The sequence below is a fragment of the Pengzhenrongella sp. genome, assembly GCF_036565025.1.
In the GTDB taxonomy this organism is placed as follows: domain Bacteria; phylum Actinomycetota; class Actinomycetes; order Actinomycetales; family Cellulomonadaceae; genus Pengzhenrongella.
Genome location: NZ_DATCNW010000266.1, coordinates 1 through 18,804, shown reverse-complemented (window position 1 = coordinate 18,804; position 18,804 = coordinate 1). Strand labels below are relative to the sequence as shown.

19 protein-coding genes and 2 tRNA genes are annotated in these 18,804 nt (G+C 68.0%); 9 read left to right on the top strand and 12 right to left on the bottom strand.

Annotated features, from left to right (window positions below; translation table 11 throughout):
- Nucleotides 1–102: 102 nt before the first annotated feature.
- From VIM26_RS15575 to VIM26_RS15550, 6 genes are all read right to left on the bottom strand, one after another.
- Nucleotides 103–405: a chorismate mutase gene (locus VIM26_RS15575; RefSeq protein WP_331952773.1), complete on the bottom strand. Its 303-nt coding sequence runs from the start codon at nt 403–405 to the stop codon at nt 103–105.
- A gap of 52 nt (nt 406–457) precedes the next feature.
- Nucleotides 458–1,741: an ATP-dependent Clp protease ATP-binding subunit ClpX gene (gene clpX / locus VIM26_RS15570; RefSeq protein ID WP_331952772.1), complete on the bottom strand. Its 1,284-nt coding sequence runs from the start codon at nt 1,739–1,741 to the stop codon at nt 458–460.
- Nucleotides 1,742–1,948: 207 nt separating this feature from the next.
- Entirely contained in the window at nt 1,949–2,644 is a 696-nt protein-coding gene (locus VIM26_RS15565; protein WP_331952771.1) for an ATP-dependent Clp protease proteolytic subunit, read from the bottom strand.
- A gap of 47 nt (nt 2,645–2,691) precedes the next feature.
- Nucleotides 2,692–3,309: an ATP-dependent Clp protease proteolytic subunit gene (locus VIM26_RS15560; RefSeq protein ID WP_331952770.1), complete on the bottom strand. Its 618-nt coding sequence runs from the start codon at nt 3,307–3,309 to the stop codon at nt 2,692–2,694.
- A 170-nt stretch (nt 3,310–3,479) separates the two neighbouring features.
- Entirely contained in the window at nt 3,480–4,925 is a 1,446-nt protein-coding gene (gene tig / locus VIM26_RS15555; RefSeq protein WP_331952775.1) for a trigger factor, read from the bottom strand.
- A 267-nt stretch (nt 4,926–5,192) separates the two neighbouring features.
- Nucleotides 5,193–5,269: transfer RNA gene (locus VIM26_RS15550), tRNA-Pro, on the bottom strand.
- A 198-nt stretch (nt 5,270–5,467) separates the two neighbouring features.
- Between VIM26_RS15550 and VIM26_RS15545 the strand changes: the two genes are divergently transcribed.
- From VIM26_RS15545 to VIM26_RS15520, 6 genes are all read left to right on the top strand, one after another.
- Nucleotides 5,468–5,541, top strand: a tRNA-Gly gene (locus VIM26_RS15545).
- 107 nt (nt 5,542–5,648) lie between these two features.
- Nucleotides 5,649–7,010: a site-specific integrase gene (locus VIM26_RS15540; protein WP_331952768.1), complete on the top strand. Its 1,362-nt coding sequence runs from the start codon at nt 5,649–5,651 to the stop codon at nt 7,008–7,010.
- A 270-nt stretch (nt 7,011–7,280) separates the two neighbouring features.
- A complete protein-coding gene (locus tag VIM26_RS15535; protein ID WP_331952766.1) occupies nt 7,281–7,487 on the top strand; it encodes a hypothetical protein in 207 nt (68 codons plus the stop codon).
- Between the two features lie 35 nt (nt 7,488–7,522).
- On the top strand, nt 7,523–8,179 hold the full coding sequence (locus VIM26_RS15530) for a Fic family protein (protein ID WP_331952774.1): 657 nt from the start codon (nt 7,523–7,525) through the stop codon (nt 8,177–8,179).
- Between the two features lie 195 nt (nt 8,180–8,374).
- Nucleotides 8,375–8,797: a DUF4279 domain-containing protein gene (locus VIM26_RS15525; RefSeq protein WP_331952765.1), complete on the top strand. Its 423-nt coding sequence runs from the start codon at nt 8,375–8,377 to the stop codon at nt 8,795–8,797.
- Between the two features lie 281 nt (nt 8,798–9,078).
- Nucleotides 9,079–9,735, top strand: coding sequence for a hypothetical protein (locus VIM26_RS15520; protein WP_331952763.1), 657 nt, complete (start codon nt 9,079–9,081; stop codon nt 9,733–9,735).
- A gap of 111 nt (nt 9,736–9,846) precedes the next feature.
- On the opposite strand, the gene VIM26_RS15515 is transcribed toward VIM26_RS15520, so the two are convergent.
- The 3 genes from VIM26_RS15515 to mobF form a co-directional block, all read right to left on the bottom strand.
- Entirely contained in the window at nt 9,847–10,344 is a 498-nt protein-coding gene (locus VIM26_RS15515) for a hypothetical protein (RefSeq protein WP_331952761.1), read from the bottom strand.
- A 274-nt stretch (nt 10,345–10,618) separates the two neighbouring features.
- Nucleotides 10,619–12,757: an AAA family ATPase gene (locus tag VIM26_RS15510; protein WP_331952759.1), complete on the bottom strand. Its 2,139-nt coding sequence runs from the start codon at nt 12,755–12,757 to the stop codon at nt 10,619–10,621.
- Between the two features lie 86 nt (nt 12,758–12,843).
- Complete coding sequence (gene mobF / locus VIM26_RS15505; protein ID WP_331952757.1) at nt 12,844–14,046, bottom strand: MobF family relaxase; 1,203 nt, start codon at nt 14,044–14,046, stop codon at nt 12,844–12,846.
- A 147-nt stretch (nt 14,047–14,193) separates the two neighbouring features.
- On the opposite strand from mobF, the gene VIM26_RS15500 reads away from it, so the two are divergent.
- Entirely contained in the window at nt 14,194–14,511 is a 318-nt protein-coding gene (locus VIM26_RS15500) for a hypothetical protein (RefSeq protein ID WP_331952755.1), read from the top strand.
- A gap of 145 nt (nt 14,512–14,656) precedes the next feature.
- Nucleotides 14,657–15,322, top strand: coding sequence for a hypothetical protein (locus VIM26_RS15495; protein ID WP_331952753.1), 666 nt, complete (start codon nt 14,657–14,659; stop codon nt 15,320–15,322).
- A gap of 60 nt (nt 15,323–15,382) precedes the next feature.
- Here VIM26_RS15495 and VIM26_RS15490 read toward each other — a convergent pair whose 3' ends face one another.
- Both VIM26_RS15490 and VIM26_RS15485 read right to left on the bottom strand, forming a co-directional pair.
- On the bottom strand, nt 15,383–15,592 hold the full coding sequence (locus tag VIM26_RS15490) for a hypothetical protein (protein WP_331952751.1): 210 nt from the start codon (nt 15,590–15,592) through the stop codon (nt 15,383–15,385).
- Between the two features lie 390 nt (nt 15,593–15,982).
- Nucleotides 15,983–16,432 (bottom strand): hypothetical protein, encoded by a 450-nt coding sequence (locus VIM26_RS15485; RefSeq protein ID WP_331952749.1) that lies wholly within the window; start codon nt 16,430–16,432, stop codon nt 15,983–15,985.
- Nucleotides 16,433–16,881: 449 nt separating this feature from the next.
- On the opposite strand from VIM26_RS15485, the gene VIM26_RS15480 reads away from it, so the two are divergent.
- Nucleotides 16,882–17,265, top strand: a complete 384-nt coding sequence (locus tag VIM26_RS15480) for a hypothetical protein (protein ID WP_331952747.1) — start codon at nt 16,882–16,884, stop codon at nt 17,263–17,265.
- 56 nt (nt 17,266–17,321) lie between these two features.
- Here VIM26_RS15480 and VIM26_RS15475 read toward each other — a convergent pair whose 3' ends face one another.
- A complete protein-coding gene (locus VIM26_RS15475; RefSeq protein WP_331952745.1) occupies nt 17,322–17,735 on the bottom strand; it encodes a hypothetical protein in 414 nt (137 codons plus the stop codon).
- Nucleotides 17,736–18,804 lie beyond the last annotated feature (1,069 nt).

The window sequence follows — 18,804 nt, the reverse complement described above, 5'->3', positions numbered from 1 at the left end:
CGTAACGTCCGAGCGTTGACGTCCTATAGGACGTCAACGCTCGGACGTTACGGGGTGATCGTGCGATCGACCGGTGGCCGGGGATCGACCGGTGGGGTCGGGTCAGGTTCGGGAGCTGGCGATCTCTTCGTGGTGGCGGATGACTTCCTCGACGATGAAGCCGAGGAACTTCTCCGCGAACACCGGGTCCAGGCCGGACTCCTGAGCGAGGCTCCGAAGCCGGGAGATCTGCTGAGCCTCGCGGTCGGGGTCCGACGGTGGCAGGCCCTCGGACGCCTTGAGGTGACCGACCCGCTGCGTGCACTTGAACCGCTCGGCGAGCAGGTGGACGAGCGCGGCGTCGATGTTGTCGATGCTCTGCCGGATCGAGGCGAGCTCGGGGGGTACGGCAGGGACTGGCGTCATTGGATCAGGCGCTCTTCTCGCTCGGGGGTACGGCGGGGACAAGCGTCACGTATCAGGCGCTCTTCTCGCGCGGGCGCTTGACGGGCGCCGGCGCCTCGCGCGGGACAAGGGTCGGGTTGACGTTCTCGAGCACGACCTCGCGCGAGATGACGACCCGTGCGACGTCAGTCCGGCTGGGTACGTCGAACATGACCTGCTGGAGAACCTCCTCCATGATGGCCCGCAACCCCCGCGCGCCGGTGCCGCGCAGCAGCGCCAGGTCCGCGATCGCGTCGACCGCGTCGTCGGTGAAGTCGAGCTCGACGCCATCGATCTGGAACATGCGCTGGTACTGCTTGACGAGCGCGTTGCGCGGCTCGGTGAGGATCCGGACGAGCGCCTCGCGGTCCAGCGGCGAGACGGTCGTGATCACCGGCACGCGGCCGATGAACTCCGGGATGAGCCCGAACTTCAGCAGGTCCTCCGGCATGACCTCGCCGAAGACGTCCGTGTCGTCGGCCGAGTGCAGCGACGCACCGAAGCCGATGCCGCGCCGGCCCGCGCGCGAGGTGATGATCTGGTCAAGACCCGCGAACGCCCCGGCGACGATGAACAGCACGTTCGTCGTGTCGATCTGGATGAACTCCTGATGGGGGTGCTTGCGCCCGCCCTGCGGCGGGACCGACGCCGTCGTGCCCTCGAGGATCTTCAGCAGGGCCTGCTGCACGCCCTCGCCCGAGACGTCACGGGTGATCGACGGGTTCTCGCTCTTGCGGGCGATCTTGTCGATCTCGTCGATGTAGATGATGCCCGTCTCGGCCTTCTTGACGTCGTAGTCAGCGGCCTGGATGAGCTTGAGGAGGATGTTCTCGACGTCCTCGCCGACGTAGCCCGCCTCGGTGAGGGCCGTGGCGTCCGCGATCGCGAACGGGACGTTGAGCATCTTGGCGAGGGTCTGTGCCAGGTACGTCTTGCCGCAGCCGGTCGGGCCGATAAGCAGGATGTTGGACTTCGCGATCTCGACGGCGTCGCCGTCGGAGCCGGGCCGCCGCGCGGCCTCACCGACCTGGATCCGCTTGTAGTGGTTGTACACCGCCACCGCGAGGGACCGCTTGGCGGGCTCCTGACCGATCACGTACTGCTCGAGGAAGTCGAAGATCTCCCGCGGCTTGGGCAGCTCCACGATGCCGACCTCGGTCGCCTCGGTGAGCTCTTCCTCGATGATCTCGTTGCACAGGTCGATGCACTCGTCGCAGATGTACACCCCTGGACCGGCGATCAGCTTCTTGACCTGCTTCTGGGACTTGCCACAGAAGGAACACTTCAGGAGGTCGGCGCCGTCTCCGATGCGAGCCACTGCCGTCCCCTTTTCGTCGGGTCGTCTGCCCTGCGGCCGACGAGGTTACTACGCGTGCGCACGGGCGGTCACTGCCCCGTCGCAATCTTCCCACTGCCCCCATTGCACACTACCGGCGCCGTTCTGGCAGCCCCAACACCCGCCGAACTCGGGCGAACGTGCGCAAGTGAGCCCGGCCGGCACCGAGGTGCCGGCCGGGACTCCTGATCAGGCTGGTGTGACCAGCGATACGGCCTTGCGGCTCGCGAGGACCTGGTCCACGAGCCCGTACTCCTTCGCCTCGGCGGCGGTGAGGATCTTGTCGCGCTCGATGTCCGTGCGGACCTGGTCCACGGTCCGGCCCGAGTGCATCGCGAGCGTCTCTTCGAGCCACTCGCGCATCCGGATCAGCTCGTTGGCGTGGATCTCGATGTCCGAGGCCTGCGCGTACGAGCCGCCCTCCATCGCGGGCTGGTGGATCAGCACGCGGGCGTTCGGCAGGGCCAGGCGCTTGCCCGGGCTGCCCGCACCGAGCAGCACGGCCGCGGCCGAGGCCGCCTGGCCGAGGCACACGGTCTGGATCTGCGGCTTGATGTACTGCATGGTGTCGTAGATGGCCGTCATGGCCGTGAACGAGCCACCCGGTGAGTTGATGTACAGGATGATGTCGCGGTCCGGGTCGGTGCTCTCGAGCACCAAGAGCTGGGCCATGACGTCGTCCGCCGAGGCGTCGTCGACCTGGACACCCAGGAAGATGATGCGGTCCTCGAACAACTTGGTGTACGGGTCCTGACGCTTGAAGCCGTACGCCGTGCGCTCCTCGAACTGAGGCAGGACGTACCTGCCGCTCGGGGCCCCGTAGGGCAGCGCGCGGCCGCCGGCGAGGCGCTCTGCGCTGGAGATGAACTGCGACTCGATACTCACGGGTTCTCCTCGATCTTCTGCAGTGGAGTGTGGACGACGAGCCGGTGTCAGGCCATCCCGCCGCCGCCCGCGGCGGCTCCGGCATGGGTGACGACGTGGTCGACGAACCCGTACTCGAGGGCCTCCGGCGCGGTGAACCAGCGGTCGCGGTCGGAGTCGGTGTGGATCTGCTCGACGGACTTGCCGGTCTGCCCCGCGATCAGCTCGGCGAGGACGGTCTTCATGTGCATGATCAGCTGAGCGTTGATCCGCACGTCGGTCGCGGTGCCCCCGATGCCGCCCGAGGGCTGGTGCATCATCACGCGGGCGTGCGGCGTCGCGTAGCGCTTGCCCTTGGTACCCGAGGAGAGCAGGAACTGCCCCATCGAGGCGGCCATGCCCACCGCGAAGGTGGCGACGTCGGGCTGGATGAACTTCATCGTGTCGTAGATCGCCATGCCGGCCGTGATCGAGCCACCAGGCGAGTTGATGTACAGGAAAATGTCCTTCTCAGGGTCTTCCGCCGCCAGGAGCAGCATCTGTGCGCAGATCGCGTTCGCGTTCTCGTCGCGCACTTCCGATCCGAGCCAGATGATCCGTTCCTTGAGAAGGCGGTTGAAGATGTGGTCGTTGAGTCCCAGGCCCGCGCCGTCGGCCCGCGCGATCATCGGCATCTGCTCGTTCACCAAGGCTCCCTCGTTCTGACTACGTGCCCGTGTCCGGGTCCCCTTGTGGGGAGCGGGATCGGTGCGTGTGCAGAGACCATAACTCCGCGCCGCCAGCGAGAACGTCCCTCTCGGAGACGTTTTCGCTGACGGCGCAGCATCCTCAGCACACTGTCGAACCCAGGGTCGGATCAGGCTTTCGCCGGCTCCTCGTCGCCGGACGCGACAACGACGTCGTCGGCCTCGGCGGCCGTGGCGGACTCGTCGGCGGCCTCGATCTCATCGTCGAAGATGATGTCGGAGTCGTCGTCTGCAGCGGTCTCGACCGAGTCGAACAGCTTCTCGGCGGCCTCGTCGTCCTCGTCCGACCCGATGTACTCGGACAGGTCGACCGCGTTGCCCGCGGCGTCGGTGATGCTCACGCGGCGCAGCGCGACGGCGAGCGCCTTGGAGCGAGCGACCTCGGCGACCATGGCCGGGACCTGGCCCTGCTCGTCGATGGTCTTGATGAACTCGTTCGGGTCCATCCCGTACTGGCGCGACGCGCTGACCAGGTACTCGAGCAGCTCGTTCTGGTTGACCTTGACCTCGAGCTGCTCCGCCAGGGTGTCCAGCAGGATCTGGTTCTGCAGGGCCGTGGTGGCCTGCTCGATGACCTCGGCGCGGTGCTCGTCATCCTCGAGACGCCCCTCGGACTCGAGGTGGCGGGTCGCCTCGGCCTCGATGACACCGGACGGGACCGGGATCTCGGCGGCCGCGAGCAGCTGCTCGAGCAGACGGTCCCGGGCCTGGACGGCCTGGCCGGACGCCTTGCCCTGGCCGGCCTGCTCGCGCAGGTCCGCCTCGAGCTCGGCGAGGGTGTCGAACTCGCTCGCGAGCTGGGCGAAGTCGTCGTCCGCCGCGGGCAGGTCGCGCTGCTTGACGGTGGTCGCCGTCACGGTGATGTCGGCCTGCTCGCCCTCGTGCTCCCCGCCGGCGAGCGGCGCGGAGAACGTCGTGGTCTCGCCGGCCGACAGACCAGTGAGCGCCTCGTCGAGGCCCTCGAGCATGTTGCCCGAGCCGATCTGGTAGCTGATGCCGCTGACGTTGTCGACCTCGTCGCCCTCGACCTTCGCGACCAGGTCGAGCACGACGAAGTCGCCCTCGCCGGCCGGACGGTCGACGCCCACGAGGGTGCCGAAGCGCTCGCGAAGCGCGTCGAGGCGCGTGGCGACGTCCTCGTCGGTGACCTCGAGGTCGTCCACCGAGACAGTGATGCCCTCGAGCGACGGGATCTCGATCTCGGGGCGGACCTCGACCTGCGCGACGAAGTGCAGCTCGCTCGCGGTGTTCTCGATCTCGGGCACCTGGGTGACCTCGATCTCGGGCTGACCCAGCGGGCGCAGCTTGTTGTCTCGCACGGCGGCGCTGTAGAAGCCCGACATGCCCTCGTTGATGGCGTGCTCAAGCACGGCGCTACGCCCGACCCGCTGGTCGATGATGCGCGGCGGGACCTTCCCCTTGCGGAAGCCGGGAACCGTGACCTCCCCAGCGATGTGTGCGTAGGCGTGGTCGATGCTCGGCTTGAGCTCCTCGTACGGCACCTCGACGGTCAGCTTGACCTTGGTGGCGTCCACGGTTTCGACGGCGCTCTTCACTTCGATGATCTCCAAGTGCTCGTGTGGGGTCAGCCGGGGGTGCCGGCCGGAGGTTCGTATGGCGCGGACGGCGCGGCGACATCGTGCGCTCGTCTCCGCGGCCCGCAGCGGCGCGAGCGGGCATGGTTGACCGCGCGCGCAACCCGTCGATGGTACGCCACGGGGCATCCGGGCCGCCAAATGCGAGGCGCCCGCCGCCGTCGTCGGCGCGGGGCCCGCGGGTGGTGGTTCGGACCGCGAGTGTGAACCCGGGGGAACGAGGTCCGTTGGTCGGGATGGCGGGATTCGAACCCACGACCTTCCGCTCCCAAAGCGGACGCGCTACCAACCTGCGCCACATCCCGTGACGGCCGAGAGTCTAGTGCGTGTGGTGCCCGACGACGGTCGTGACCTTGCCGTGGGCGCGGGCGAACTCGTCACCGGCCACTGAGCGCACCTGGGCGCGCGGCGGGTGAAGCTGCAGGGCGGATGCCGCGCGATCGGTCAGCGGCGGTCCCGGGACCGGCTAATCTTGGGTCGCTGTCCGGCGAGAGCCGGTCCGTGCGGGTGTAGCTCAATGGTAGAGCCCCAGTCTTCCAAACTGGCTACGGGAGTTCGATTCTCCTCACCCGCTCCAGTATTTCCGCAGGTCAGAGACCTGCGACGACCATGTCAGACCCCCGTTGGACCCTTGTCGCAGGCCCGTCGTGCCATAACGTGCCATAAGCGCCCGGAGGTCCCGCCATGACTGTTCGCACCGCACACCGCCGCGCGAGCGGCGCCATCCGCCGGCTGCCGTCCGGGAGGTGGCAGGCGAGGTACACCGGACCCGACGGGGCGATGCGCACCATCGGCACCTTCGCGGCCAAGGCCGAGGCCGACCAGGCGCTCGCCCACGAGGTCTCCACGATGGCCCGCGGCGGGTGGCACGACCCGCGCCTCGGCGAACAGCCGCTGGGCAAGTGGTTCCGCGGCTGGATCGCGACCCGCACGGACATCGCCGAATCGACGCGAGCTCTATACGAGCAGGTGCTGGCCACCTGGATCGACGCGCCGATCCCCGTGACCGCGGCCTCTGGGCGGGCAACGGCCGTCCATCTGGGGATCCGGACGCTGGCATCGCTGACGCCCGCCGCGGTGCGGGAGTGGAATCACGCGGTGGCGACCGAGTCGACGCGGCGGGTGACCGAGCGGTGGGAACGCAGCGGCGAGCACGACACTCGCGTCAATGCGGCGATCCGGGCGTGGGCCGCGGCGTCGGATGCGCCGTTGGCCCCAACCGGCCGGATCCCCGCATGGGCGCGGGACGGGTGGGCCGCGGCGACCGGCGGTGCCTCGGTGCCCGCGCGCCCGTTGCGGCGCAACGCCGGTCAGACAGCCGCGACGCAGGCCTACCGGCTGCTGCACGCCGGGATGGCACAGGCCGTCGCGGACGAGCTGATCGCTGCGAACCCGTGCGCGATCAAGGGTGGCGGGCAGCGGGACGCTCATGACCGCGTGGACCGGCGCACCGTCAGCCTCGAGGAGATGTGGGCGCTGGCCGACGGCATGCCCGAGCGGTACCGGGCCTCAGTGATCCTCGCGGTCTGCAGCGGCCTTCGCGCAGGCGAACTGTTCGCCCTCCAGCGCAAGCACGTCGACCTCGCCGCCGGCGTGGTGCGGGTCGAGCAATCCCTGGCGCGCGGACGAACCGGCCAGGGCTGGTTCAGCGCGCCCAAGACCCGGGCCGGCAAGCGGGCCGTGGTGCTACCCAAGATCGCCGTCGCCGCGCTGCGGGAGCACATCACGCGGTTCACTCCCCCGGGCCGCGACTCGTTGCTCTTCGGCACCCAGAACGGGACGCCGCTCTCCAGCGGCGCGCGAACGACGATGTTCGCCAAAGCGCGCAGCGCGATCGGGCGCGATGACCTGACGTGGCACGACCAGCGCCACTCGGCGCTCACGCTCGTGGCATCCACGGGTGCGACCCTTCCCGAGCTGATGGAACGCGCGGGCCATTCGAGCTCGCGTGCAGCCATTCACTACCAGCACGCCGTCGCCGACTCCCAGCGCCGGATCGCGGAGCGACTTGATCAGGTGCTCGGCGAGCGACCGCGAACGGCCTGACGCCGGCTCTATGTCTGGGCAGAGGGAATGTTGCTTCGAGACGATTAATCTCGCGACACTGCAGCAACTTTGTCGCGCGTTGGCACGCCCCGCCCCGAAGTTGCTGTGCTCCAATTGATCATGCCGGAACGCAGCAACAGTTCTGCCCGGGGCCCTGGTCGACCCTCCCGCGAGGAGGTTTACGAGCGCCTTGACGCCGCGATCGCAGAGGTCCAGGACCGTCTCGGCGGTCTGCCGTCGCCTTCCGAGGCGCGGGCGATCTGGGATGAGTTGTGGGTCCACGAAGCCCACAACTCGACCGCACTCGAAGGCAACACGCTGGTCCTTCGCGAGGTCGAGCTGCTGCTGTTGGAGGGTCGGGCGGTCGGCGCCCGACAGCTCGCCGACTACCTGGAGGTCAAGGGCTACGCCGACGCCGCCGCTGGGTCTACGGCCAGGCGCTCGAGCCGACTCAGCACGGGTCTACCGACCTCCTGACCCTCACCGAGGTCAGGCAGGTCCACCGCTTGGCGATGGGGCCGGTGTGGGACGTCAGCCCTCACCCCGACGCCACCCCCGAGGAAGGCCCCGGGAACTTCCGAACGCATGACATCCGTCCGTTCCCCGGCGGGATGCGACCGCCGTCCTTCGCCCTGGTCGGACCGAAACTGCGCGATTGGCTCGATCTGGTCAACGCAATTCCCACCTCAGCGGGCCACCCGATGGAACGCCTGGCCGAAGCGCACGCAGGCTTCGAGCAGGTGCATCCCTTCCTTGACGGGAACGGACGAACGGGCCGGCTGCTGCTCAACCTTGTCCTGGCCCGCCTCGGCTACGCACCTGCGATCATTCAAAAGCGCGAGCGACCGCGATATCTGCAGGCCCTGCGACGAGCCGACACGGGAAACCACGGCCCCCTGGCCGAACTCATCGCCCGCACCGTGTTGGACAACCTCTACCGATTCGTGGTGCCGGCTCTGGCTGGCCCTGCCCGTCTAGTTCCTCTGGCCTCGCTCGAGACACCACAGATCAGCCGAGTGGCCCTGCGCAACGCCGCCCAGCGCGGCCGGCTTCGCGCCCAGCGCGGAGACGATGCCCAATGGCGCAGCAGCCGAGCCTGGGTCGAGGACTACCTCGCTGATCGATACGCGCGCAAACCAGCCAAGGCACGCGACGAGCGACCATCGTGAGTCACCCCGACGACAGATGACGACCGTCAAGTGGCGTCGAGCACCTCGAACAGCGCGGTCGCCCACAACCACTGCGTTCTTGCGCGGCGGCGACCGTCACGCGCTGGTTGCGGAGTAGACGCTCGAGACACTTAGGCACGCGGAGCGCGGCTTGGTCGGGCGATTTCGCTTGCCAGGCTTGGCTAGCCTCAAGCCATGGCAGACCTTGCTCGTGCAGCGGCGGCGCTCAGGATCACTGGGGACGATCTTGTCCCCGCCGAGGTCACAGCGGCGCTGGGCTGTGAGCCAACGCGCAGTTGGGCAAAGGGGGACACGCTTACGTCGTTTGGTGGAACGAGGATGGCGGGTTTCGGCATGTGGAGCCTGCAGGCCGAGGAGACCGCGCCGGCCAACGTTGACGCCCAGGTCACCGCGATTCTGAGCCGTCTGACACCCGACGAGATGATCTGGGCTGAGCTTTGCGCCAGGTACGACGTCAACGTGTTCTGTGGCTGGTTCATGCAGCGCGGGAACGAAGGTGTATCAGTCGAGCCGGAAACGATGTCAGCGCTCGGGGCGCGAGGCATCCTGCTCGATATTGACCTCTACAGCGGTGACGACGACACGCCGAGCCACTAGCGCCGACGAAACCGCGAGCAGCAACCGCCCTGACTCCAACATGACCGCTCATTGGGGGGACACGAGCGGACGGTTGCGCTTCCCGGCGAACTTCACCTAGCGCCACGCATGCGCCGGCCGGAACGGCGCTGAGCGACCGTTAAGTGGTGTCACTCGACAGGTCTACAGCGAACTTATGAGCGCCGTCACCGTGGAGTCGCCCGCGTGGTTGCTCACGCAGGGCCGGCCGTTACGCTTGCCCGAGGCCGCCCGGCCGTGGTGAGGTAGCCGGCAGGGAAGTCGTGGGCACACGTGAGGAAGAGGGCGTATTGAACACCGGCGACGAGCCTCTGGATTCCCGCTTGATGGTGCGCTTCGCGCTGTCGTCCATAGTTGCCGGACACGCGTACCCGCCCGCCGAGATCTCCACGGAGATCGGGCGAATCACGATCGCTGCTACTCGAGTAGACCGGGAATTGGCCCTCAACCTGGTCGCAATTCGACACCCGGACCCCTTGGAAGAACTTCTCAAGCGGAACAGCAGTCGACTCCTCGAGATTGCGGAGAAGTGCTTCGCGGAGTTGTTTGAGAACGACTTATTGGTGAGCGCCCTTCGGGACTTGGCTTCCGCCCGCAGCGCCTTGGACTACCGACACTCCGTAGCCCACACGATCTGGAACCTCAGCGGGGCTCCCGCCGCGATCAGCATTGCAGACCTCGCCGGAGCAGAATCCGAGGAGGCAATGGATCACTTGCTCAGGCGTGACGTCGACTCGCCGGCATGGGAGACCCTGCACCCGAAGTCACAGGGTGCCGGACCCAAGTCGCTGAAGCAGTTGCGGCCGATCCGCGCCAACCTCGAGCACGCCCAGGAAGACCTCCAAGCGCTTCGCTTCAAGTTGGCGAGTGCACTTTTCTCAGGCACACCGCCCGGCGCCAAGCAGGTACTGGTGCCGTAGCGTCTCAATCGTGGCCGGCGCAGACACCCCTGTGCTAATCGGGACATCGGCACGGCAGGCACGCCGCTTGCCGCCGCCCGAGGCCTGGCGGGACACGGCACTTGACGACCGCTATGCGGTGTGGGTCACCTCGCGCCAGGACGGGCCGCGATGCGCGAGCCACCACTGGCCGATGCGGTGATAGTCCCGCTCGTACGCGGCCGCCGACCGTTTCCCTCCGAAGCCTGCCGAGATCATTGGTGCGCGCAGCGTCACGGGCTTTCCGTTGTCGAGCACCAACTGGACGAGCCACCCTCCGGCCTGAGGGTGGCGGACCACGGCCTGGACCTCCCGCCACGGAACGAGTCTTCGACGAAAGCCGCGCACGAGCGCGTGCTCGGGCAGGAGGTCGATGCCCCATGTCCGGATCCAAAGGGCCTCCACCACAACGGCGGTGCCGATGACAAGGAGCAACCATGGGACGAAGAACGCCTCGGGCAAGGGCTCGCGGCGAAGAAGCGCAGAAAAGAGCGCAGCTACAGCGAGCAGCGCCGCTCCGGCGGCAGCAGGGCTGCCCCAGGCGAGGGCGGGGGACCGGATCCTTGTGTAGGCCGCATTCTCGTCCGTCATAGTGTGTCCGTCTCTCAGGAACACGCGCAGCGTCGGCTGCGTTATGCGCGGAGAATACCCTCGAAGGTCAGTGAGACGCCACCTAAGCGCTGTCAACCGACCGTGCAGTTCACGCCCGCCGCTGGAACGCATTGCGTTGCGTGCAACCTCCTTCGGTAAGTGTTCCGACGCGAGCTGATCGAGCGCTAGCAGGACTCGAACGGTGGCTCGGTGGGATTGGGCGGTCGGCTGAAGGGACCCAGCACAAGCCGAGCGCGTGCCACGAGATGGCGGTCTACAGACCCGGCCCGAAACCGGGCTCGGCGATGGACGGGTACTCCGGGGGCGGCGAGGGCCACGTGCTGAGCTCGGCGGCTCGCGCCCGGCTTGTGGCCTTGGCGGTCCGCTCGGCCGCCGCTTGTGCAGTCCTGTCTCGGATGAGCTGCGCGGCCTCGGCTATGGGTAGGGCTTCGATCTCGGCGAGGGTGCGACGCGCCTGATGGGCGCGACCGCGCAGGTCGGTGGACCTCGCCTCGAGGCTGCTGGGCCGGTGTCCGCGGTCTATGTCCTGCCACAGCGCGGACCGCGCGGCCGCGTGGTCAGCCGTGAGCTGCTGCTGCTCGCGGTGGGCGCGTTCGGCGTCTTGGCGTGCCTCGATCATCCGCGGGGCGGTGTCGACCTGCTGCCCGGCGACGGCCTCGGCCCAGAACGGAAGGTGAGTCATCGTCAGCGGGACGTCCCCCCAGCGTCGGTTCATCGCGTCCTGCGCGGTGCCGTGCGCCTCGGTGGCTTCGCGCGCGGTGCGGGCGGCGGCCCGCTTCCCGAACCGGCCTGTGGCGCGCGGGGAGCGGTTCGCCTGCCACGTCCGCTCTTGTGCGGTCAGGTATCCGGTGCCGTCGACGGTGGCCTGCTCGATCAACGGTGCGGCCAGCTCGGCTCGCACGCGCATGACGTGGGTGTCGGCGGCGGCGACGATCTGGGCCTGCTGCTCGTACTCGGTGTGGTGCGCGGCGCGCTGCTGGGTGAGCGCGCCCCGGGCGCGCTCGCACCGGGCTGCCTCCTGGTCGGCGGTCTGGATCCACTCGCGAAGTCGGGCTCGTTCGGCGTTCACGAAGGCGACCGGGCCGGCGGGGACCAGGCCGTCGACAGCCTCCCGCGCGACGCGGGTCGCGACGGTGAGTCCGCGGTCGGCACGGTCGCGCCGCAGCGCGGTGATGAACTGATCGCGTGCGTCGTCCAGGTCCGTAGCGACCACTTGCAGGGTGTTGCGGTCCCGGCCACGGGTCATGCCGACGTACACCCCAGCCCCATCCAGAGCGTCGCTCAGGACCGTGTGCGACGCGGGCATCGTCGCGCTCTGGACCCCGTAGGCGGTCGCGGCGTAGGCCAGGTGCGTGTGCTCGGCGACGTAGCCAGCGGGCAGTTGCACCCTGCGCCAGTGCTCGCGGCCGGTCCCAGCCGCCCTGGCCCACACGTCGCCTTCCTTGGTGACGTGCCGCACGGTCCAGGTCTGGCGGTTCGCCACACCCAACCTGCTGTCGTTGTCGCGGGTCGCGATCAGGTCGCCGGCACCGATCGGCAGGCCGTCGCTGCCATAGGTGACGTGGACGTCGTCGACCTCCCCGCGCCGCACGCGCATGTCGCGGATGCTCGTGTTCAGGGTGCGGGCCTCGTCGTTCGTGGCGGCCGTGACCGCGTCGCCGTCGCGCGCGCTGCGAGCGATCGCGCTGTGCACGTCCTCGATGGTCGGGTGCAGCAGGACCAGGCCGAGGGCGTGCAGACGCTCGAACAGCAGCACCGGGTTCTCCCCCCGACGCATCCGCACGGTGAGGTCGGCGTACTCGGGGTCGGTGAAGCGGTGCACCGTCGCCATGTCGAACGTGCGCTGGGAGACCTGAGCGGCGATGTCGAGCACGCCGCCCCTGCCGACGGCGGGCAGCTGGGCGCGGTCCCCGACCAGGGCCACGCACGCTCCGGCCTCGTCGGCGATCTGCAGCAGGGCGAGCGCAGTCTCCTGGTCGAGCATCCCCGCCTCGTCCACCACGACCTGTTCCCCGTGGCGCAGGCGAGCAGCGGCGGGCGGGCCGGTGTAGGTGGTGCCGGTGTCCGGGTCCACCGCCCCGACGGCCAGGCGGGTCCACACGCCGTCCTGGTTCCACCGCCACCCGTGGTCGTGCGCGAGCTTGGCCACCGAGTCGGTCGGCACGCCGAGCTCTCGCGCGGCGACGTCGGCGGCCTTCTTCGTCGGCGTCACGATCCTGGTCGCACGGCCCTCGGCCCGCGCCGCCTCGATCGCCACCCCGAGCATCGTGGTCTTGCCCGCACCCGCGGCACCCTCGACCACCACCAAGGCATCACCCGAAGCGACCGTCGCGGCCGCGGCCACCTGCTCCGAGTCCAGACCACGATCACGATCACGCGCTAGGTGGCGCACGTCCGGCACTCCTTGTGATGGCTGAGCGGCGCGAGCCGTCAGAAGGTCGCGCAGCTGCGTGTCCGCCTGCACCACGCGCAGGTTTGTCAGGTGTGCGACGTGCTCCGGATGCGCGGCGCCGGACGGCAGTACCGACAGGCTGCCAGTCGTGTCGTCATCGCGATGACGTCGCGGAGCTCGGCAGGCTCAGCTCGCACGCCGGTCTCGGTGATGATGCGGGTGACATGCTCCTCGATGTCGTGCACGGTCCACGTCGAGGCACCGGCGGCGCACCGGTCCAACGCCCGGTTCGCGACCTGCTGCACGCGCAGCTCGTCGAGCGGCACCGCGGTGCGGCGGGGCGCGCGGGGCAGGTCCGGGGTGTAGCCGGCCTCGTCCAGCTCGCGCCGCCAACCGGCTTCGCTGCCCAGCCGTGACGGCCTCTTGCTCGGGCGCTCGTGATCCCAGGCCTTCGCCTGCAACCGGGCACTGACGACCAGGCCCAGATCCTGGCCCGGGTGGGCCGCCTCCCACTGCGCCTCGAATATCGCCAGGTTGCGCACTACCTGGCCGGCGCGCTTACTCAGCACCGCGTTGAACCGCTCCAGCTCCGCCACCTCCCCGGTCACCGGATCGAGCGTCAGGCCATGCGCGTCAAGCACCGCGGCGAGCTGCGGGTGCGCCGCGAGCACCGCGGTGCCCAGCGCGCGGACGGCGCCCTGCTGCCGGAACAGCGCCGCAGTGTCCAAACCGCGCCACGCGCCGCCCGCCCACACGCGAGTGCCAATCTGGAAGTGGATGTGCCGATGCGGATCGCCCGCCCGGGACGTCTTGTGCGAGATGCCCACGGTCTGCAGCCGCTCGACCGCCACGACCTCCTGCTTCCCGCGCGGTCCGATGCGGGTGACCGAGTGCTGGCCGAGCCACGACCGGATCTCAGCCACGGCATCGCGCTGCGCCGCATCCAGAGCCTCGGACACGTCCGGGTGCAGCGCGGCAGCGATCGACAGGGACTTGGGGGTGTTCACGACCATCTCGGCGAACCGCGGCGAGCCTTGCCGAGCCTCGCCGGCCCGGCGGGGTGCACCCATCGGCTCACGCGAGAGCGGGTCGATCCAGTCGACCCAGCCCGCGTACTCCACGGGCGTCAGGGCGCTATGCGCGATCACCCTCCCGGCGCCATCGACCGCCGAGAGTTCCGCCGGCGCGACGCCGGCTCCCAGGTAGTACTCGTCCGCACGGCGATCCGACTCCAGGTAGCGGCGTGCGGCCGCACCTGTTCCGCGGAACAGGATCACACCGCCCCTCATGCCGACTCCCGTCATCGCGGGTACTTGCAACTACCGAAGGTAGCATACGTCCATTCGCTTCAAGGGGTGCGGGTCAGCGGAGTTGCGAAGCCAAGTTCCGAGGCCCGAGTTGCGAGTTGGTGCTCGGCAAGTGGGGCGGTCATGCCGATGAGCAAGCTGTGGGCAGTCCTCAGCCAGGTACATGTCGCTCTGGATGTCGAGAACCGCGGCGAGGCCCTGGACGTCGGGATGAAGGGCCCCCATGAGGCACCGCGCGTGCGCGAAGAACGGCTGCTCTCGCTGCTCGGTCTCTGGCGCACGCCACTTGCCCACCACGATGAACGCGCACGGGTCCAGATCCCCGTCGTCAACCCCCTCGCCGCACAGCGCGCACATGACCTCAACAGACATGCACCGATCCTCTCGCAGCGACTCCTCCCCCACGGTCATGCCACTGTCTGTTGGACCGCCGCTCCCATTGCTTAGCGGCAAAGCGTCGAAGCGCTCAGTTGCTCGGTGCTCGTCGACGGGTCGAACGAGCGCGCCCACGCTGCGATAGACGGAAGCGGATCAGGTGGCAGACCGCACCTACGATCGACCTGGCGGTCTGCGAAAGTTACGGAGGTTCAGCGTGTCGATGGAACGGGAACCCACACCCTTGAGGACTATCGGTCAGAGCACTCCCGCCGAGAACGATGGAGCGGCGGCGCCGAGCGCGACCGGGAGGACGTCGCGCGGCACCGGTCACTTCAGCGAAAGAGCGCTGGATCCCGCGATCTTCATTTGGCTGATGCTCGCGCTATTACTTGCCGACGCGGTACTCCTCGCCTGGCGGTTGGTCGATTCCAGTCTTCTAACGGCGGTGACTGGGGCGTCGCTGCGGTGGGTTCTGGTTTTCACGCTCATTGGCGCATCACTTGTTGTCTCTGCGTTCGCAATTGCTCGGTTGATCCGAGGTACCCGGACGGCAGAGCCACTCCCGGTGCTCACGAGGCAGGGGCGTAAGCACCTTTTGAAGCAACTGCATGACAACAACCCGCCACAATCTGCTGACGATCCGCGAGTGCGGCGTTTAGCGGAGAACCTAGTCAACCAAAAAAGGATTCTGTTGCAGGCATTTGGTGGAGTGCTGATCCTAACAAGTCAGGCAATCAGCCCTTCCCCATCCGACCCGCTGGTCTACGGACTTTTCGAGACGGCGATAGCGGTAAGTGCGCTCGGTCTCCTGATCGCTTCGCGGAACATTGTGCGCGGGCGGCGGTACCTGATGAAGCACCCGAAGCCGCCAACTGCTTGATCTTCTCGCCCTTACCGGTTGTTAAGCGTCGCCTGCGTTTGCCCGCTGAAATATGCTCAGCTACTCAGTGGATTTCGGGTGTCCCGGGCCGGCGTGGAAGACCCAGAGCGTCCTGCTGTCGTCGTCGATGAGGTACCAGACCCGTCCGGCCGAGGTCGCTTCGTATTGCCACACCTCGAGGTCGTACCCCTTGAAGTGGTGCGTCGAGAGCTTCCCCCTGAGTTGGTGCTGCCGTTCGGAGACCTGGCGCGGTTCGCCCGTGATCTGCACCTAGCGGGACCTTCCTGGCTATCTTGATTTCTAGAGCGTTCTCCCTGGTCAGGGCCTCGTTTGGCGTATGACCTAATAGCCCGAGCAAGGCGGCGCGGGGCGGAGTGCCGGAGACTGGGTCCAGGGGCATGTCGGTCGAGTGCAACGCCGTGACCTGGGCAGACGTCCAGGCGTCGGGATGGGCGAGCTAGGTCATACGCTTCCAGCCCAGCGAAACACCGGCTGATCAGGCAATATGCCCACGCGTCTGACCGTATCTAGGAAACTCCCGCTAGGCTCTGTCCATTGCTTGCGGGGCCTGGCGGACCAAGTTGTCCCAGCCGACCGCAGCCTTGCGCCCGCACCAGCGCAGGACCCAACCGGTCGGGCGGGGAACCTCCTCCCCGCGCTTCACGCGGTCGGGCGAGCGATCGCCGACTGCCCGTGGACGAGGTCCTCGTGGGTGTCGGCGTCGTGCAGCGCGCGGTTGAGCTCAGGGCTGGCCCACGCGATCGCGGTCGACTCCCACGCCGCCAAGCTGATGGTGAAGGGCAGTAGCACACCGGTCTCCGCGCCCGCCCGCAGGTCCCGAAGGAGATCCCGCAAGCAGGCGATCTGGTCCTCACCCGGCAACCACGCCATCCACGGCAGCGTGTCCATCAGTGCGTCCCCAGCCAGATCCGGGCGGTCGGCTGCCAGCCGGGCCAGGGTCCGAGTCGTCACCCGCAGCCCCTGCACCTCGCGTTCGTGACGTTCCCGGGTGGACAGATACAGGTCAGCGGCATCGCGCCGTCCGAGGACGACGTCGTCGTCGTCGAGCATCGCCGTGATCTCAGTGGTCCGGCGAGAGAGGTCACTCATGGGCACGGTCCTAGGCATGACTTCAGTATCCACTGAAGTAGTGCTGAAGTCTAGATTTCTCCGGGTCGAAGCGGGCTCCGGCGCCGCGACCGAGCTGTCACCCAGCGCCGTCGAACGAGGGCCCGGCGCCTTACCTGTCGCCTCGCGTCGAGGCTTGTGCCCGAGCGTGTCAGCGTTCGACGACGAGATGGATTCAGTTCAATGGCAAGGGGACGGCTGAGTGGCGACTCTGAGTCCGGAGACCCTTGCCTCGGGGAGGCTCGGGGCAGGTCGATGAGCGAGCGCGGGCACTGGGGCGTCGGCCACTCGAAAATGCCTGCGTTCTCTATACGCAGCGTGACGGTGGGCTTGGCCAAGTGTCATGGCACTTGGCGGCCCGCTAGCCTCCGTGCATGAGATTCTTCCGACGGCGTCCTGGGCCGGATTCCCCGCATGTCGCGCGGGTGCCGTTGACCTTCGCCGAGGCGCTCGCGTCTGCGAGTGACCGCGACGTCGAGGTCCGAGCTGCAGCTGGCGTACTTCTCGCGTCCGCCACAGATCTCGACCAGGTGGCTGACATTCTGATCCGGCTGCTCCTGGATCAGGAGGACACTTTCGTGACGTCGGAGACTGCCGACGCACTCGTAGACCGACGCGACGTGCCCGGGCTGCGGCTTGTGATTCTTGCGCTCGCTCGAGCCGACGACGAGAACACCGCGAACTGGATCTGGGACGCCCTGCTAGACCCCCAGACTTATGAGGAACTTGCCGAGCGCACATCTTTGCTTGAAGCCTTGACTGGGTCCGACGTGGCTGCGACTGCCAGGACCGTGCTTGAGCGGCTGAGAGCCTGAGTACCCGGACGGAATACGTTGCGCCGGGCAGGGGACGTCAGGTCGCGCTGACGAGGTCAGCTGTCCGGCTGCAGCGCATCTGGAAGCGGTAGTTGCAGCAGTCCGATTAGCTCTTCCACGCTCTCCTCGACGAAGTCCGCCTCTGGTTCGTCATCGGCGTCGTTGCTCGCCAGGAGCGTCTCTATCGCAGCGCTCGCCACCTCGACGCCGAGTTCCGTTTGAGCCCAGCTGGCGAACGCGACAGCCTGAGCGGACCGATCTATCGGGACATTCTCTGTCGGGTCGTCGAAGTAGATTCGTGGTTCGAACCCGAGGTAGAACCGCCCCTGCGGCCCGGTTGCGCTTTCGAACTGCACGGTCGCGATGTCGCTGTCGTGGATGTCGATGACGAGCGGTGCGCTCACCGGGGCGTCGTAGCCGACGGTGGCCCATCGACCGTCGATGAGTGCGAAGCGTTCGAAGGTGCCCATGCGCGCGAGAGTAGCGGCCGGCGTGTTCCGTTCGTGGCAACTGACCGGCCCGAGTTCGTTATCCGGCGCGTCCCCGGCGTCCGGGCGGGAGGAGTCCACGGGTGCGGGCTTTCGCGACCCAGCCTTGTGCGGTGCTGAGCGCGACGCCGCTGAGCTCGGCCATCGTCGAGGAGGGGTTCGCGTGGTGGCCGGCGCACACCTGGCAGGTGATGGGGCGCGCGAGCCCCTCTCCAGCGGCTCGCCGCTGGGCCGAGCGATTGATCGTCGGGAAGCCACAGGTGATCATCGCCGCATCGGTATCCGCGAAGCCACGGTTGCCCGTCCACGACACGCAGGTAGAAGCCCTTCGGGTAGTCGTCGTCGACGCGCAGCGGCTTCGAAGCAATCGTGACAGAGCCAGTCGGGGCACGTCCGCTCGACAGCACGGAGTCCGGGGCCGTCGTCTGGTCTGACATGGCCAGCCGCAGATACGGGCCCGCGACAAGCGGACAAGGCAGAAGCCCATGCTCTCGCGCGGTGGCGAAGATCCGGGGCAGGGCCGCGCCGCGGGTGAGTCCCAACGCGCCTACAGTGCGCTGGACGATCTCGACCGTCTCGGCTTCTGTGCGCTCGAAGACCGCGTCTTCAAGCAGCGTCTCGGCATGGGAATTCAGTTGAACGCCGGCCGAGGTCAGTGCCCTCTTCAGGTCAGACCGGGTCAGTTCGCCGACACGCAGCAGGAGTGGCTGAGCGCTGGCAGGGTCCCCCACGAACGTCCAATCGGCTCGTTGAATCACGCGGTGCAACGCACTGTAATGCCGCTGTCCGACACCGCGGCATACCGTTCGCACGGTCAAGACCAGCAGCGAGCAGTCCGAGCTGGTCCAGCTGCGTCGGGATGAGCGCCGGCCGTGTCCTCCAGCGCGATGTCGACCCACCTCGCAGCAGACTCAGACCTCCGGAAGTAGTGCCGGGCTGACTGTTGTGATTGATGCCGCGGCGATGAGGTAGGTCAAGGGTCGGCGGTCGCCGGGCAGGTTGGCGGGTTGGGCGTTGAGTTCCTCGGTGAGCAGCGTGAGGGCGCGGGCGA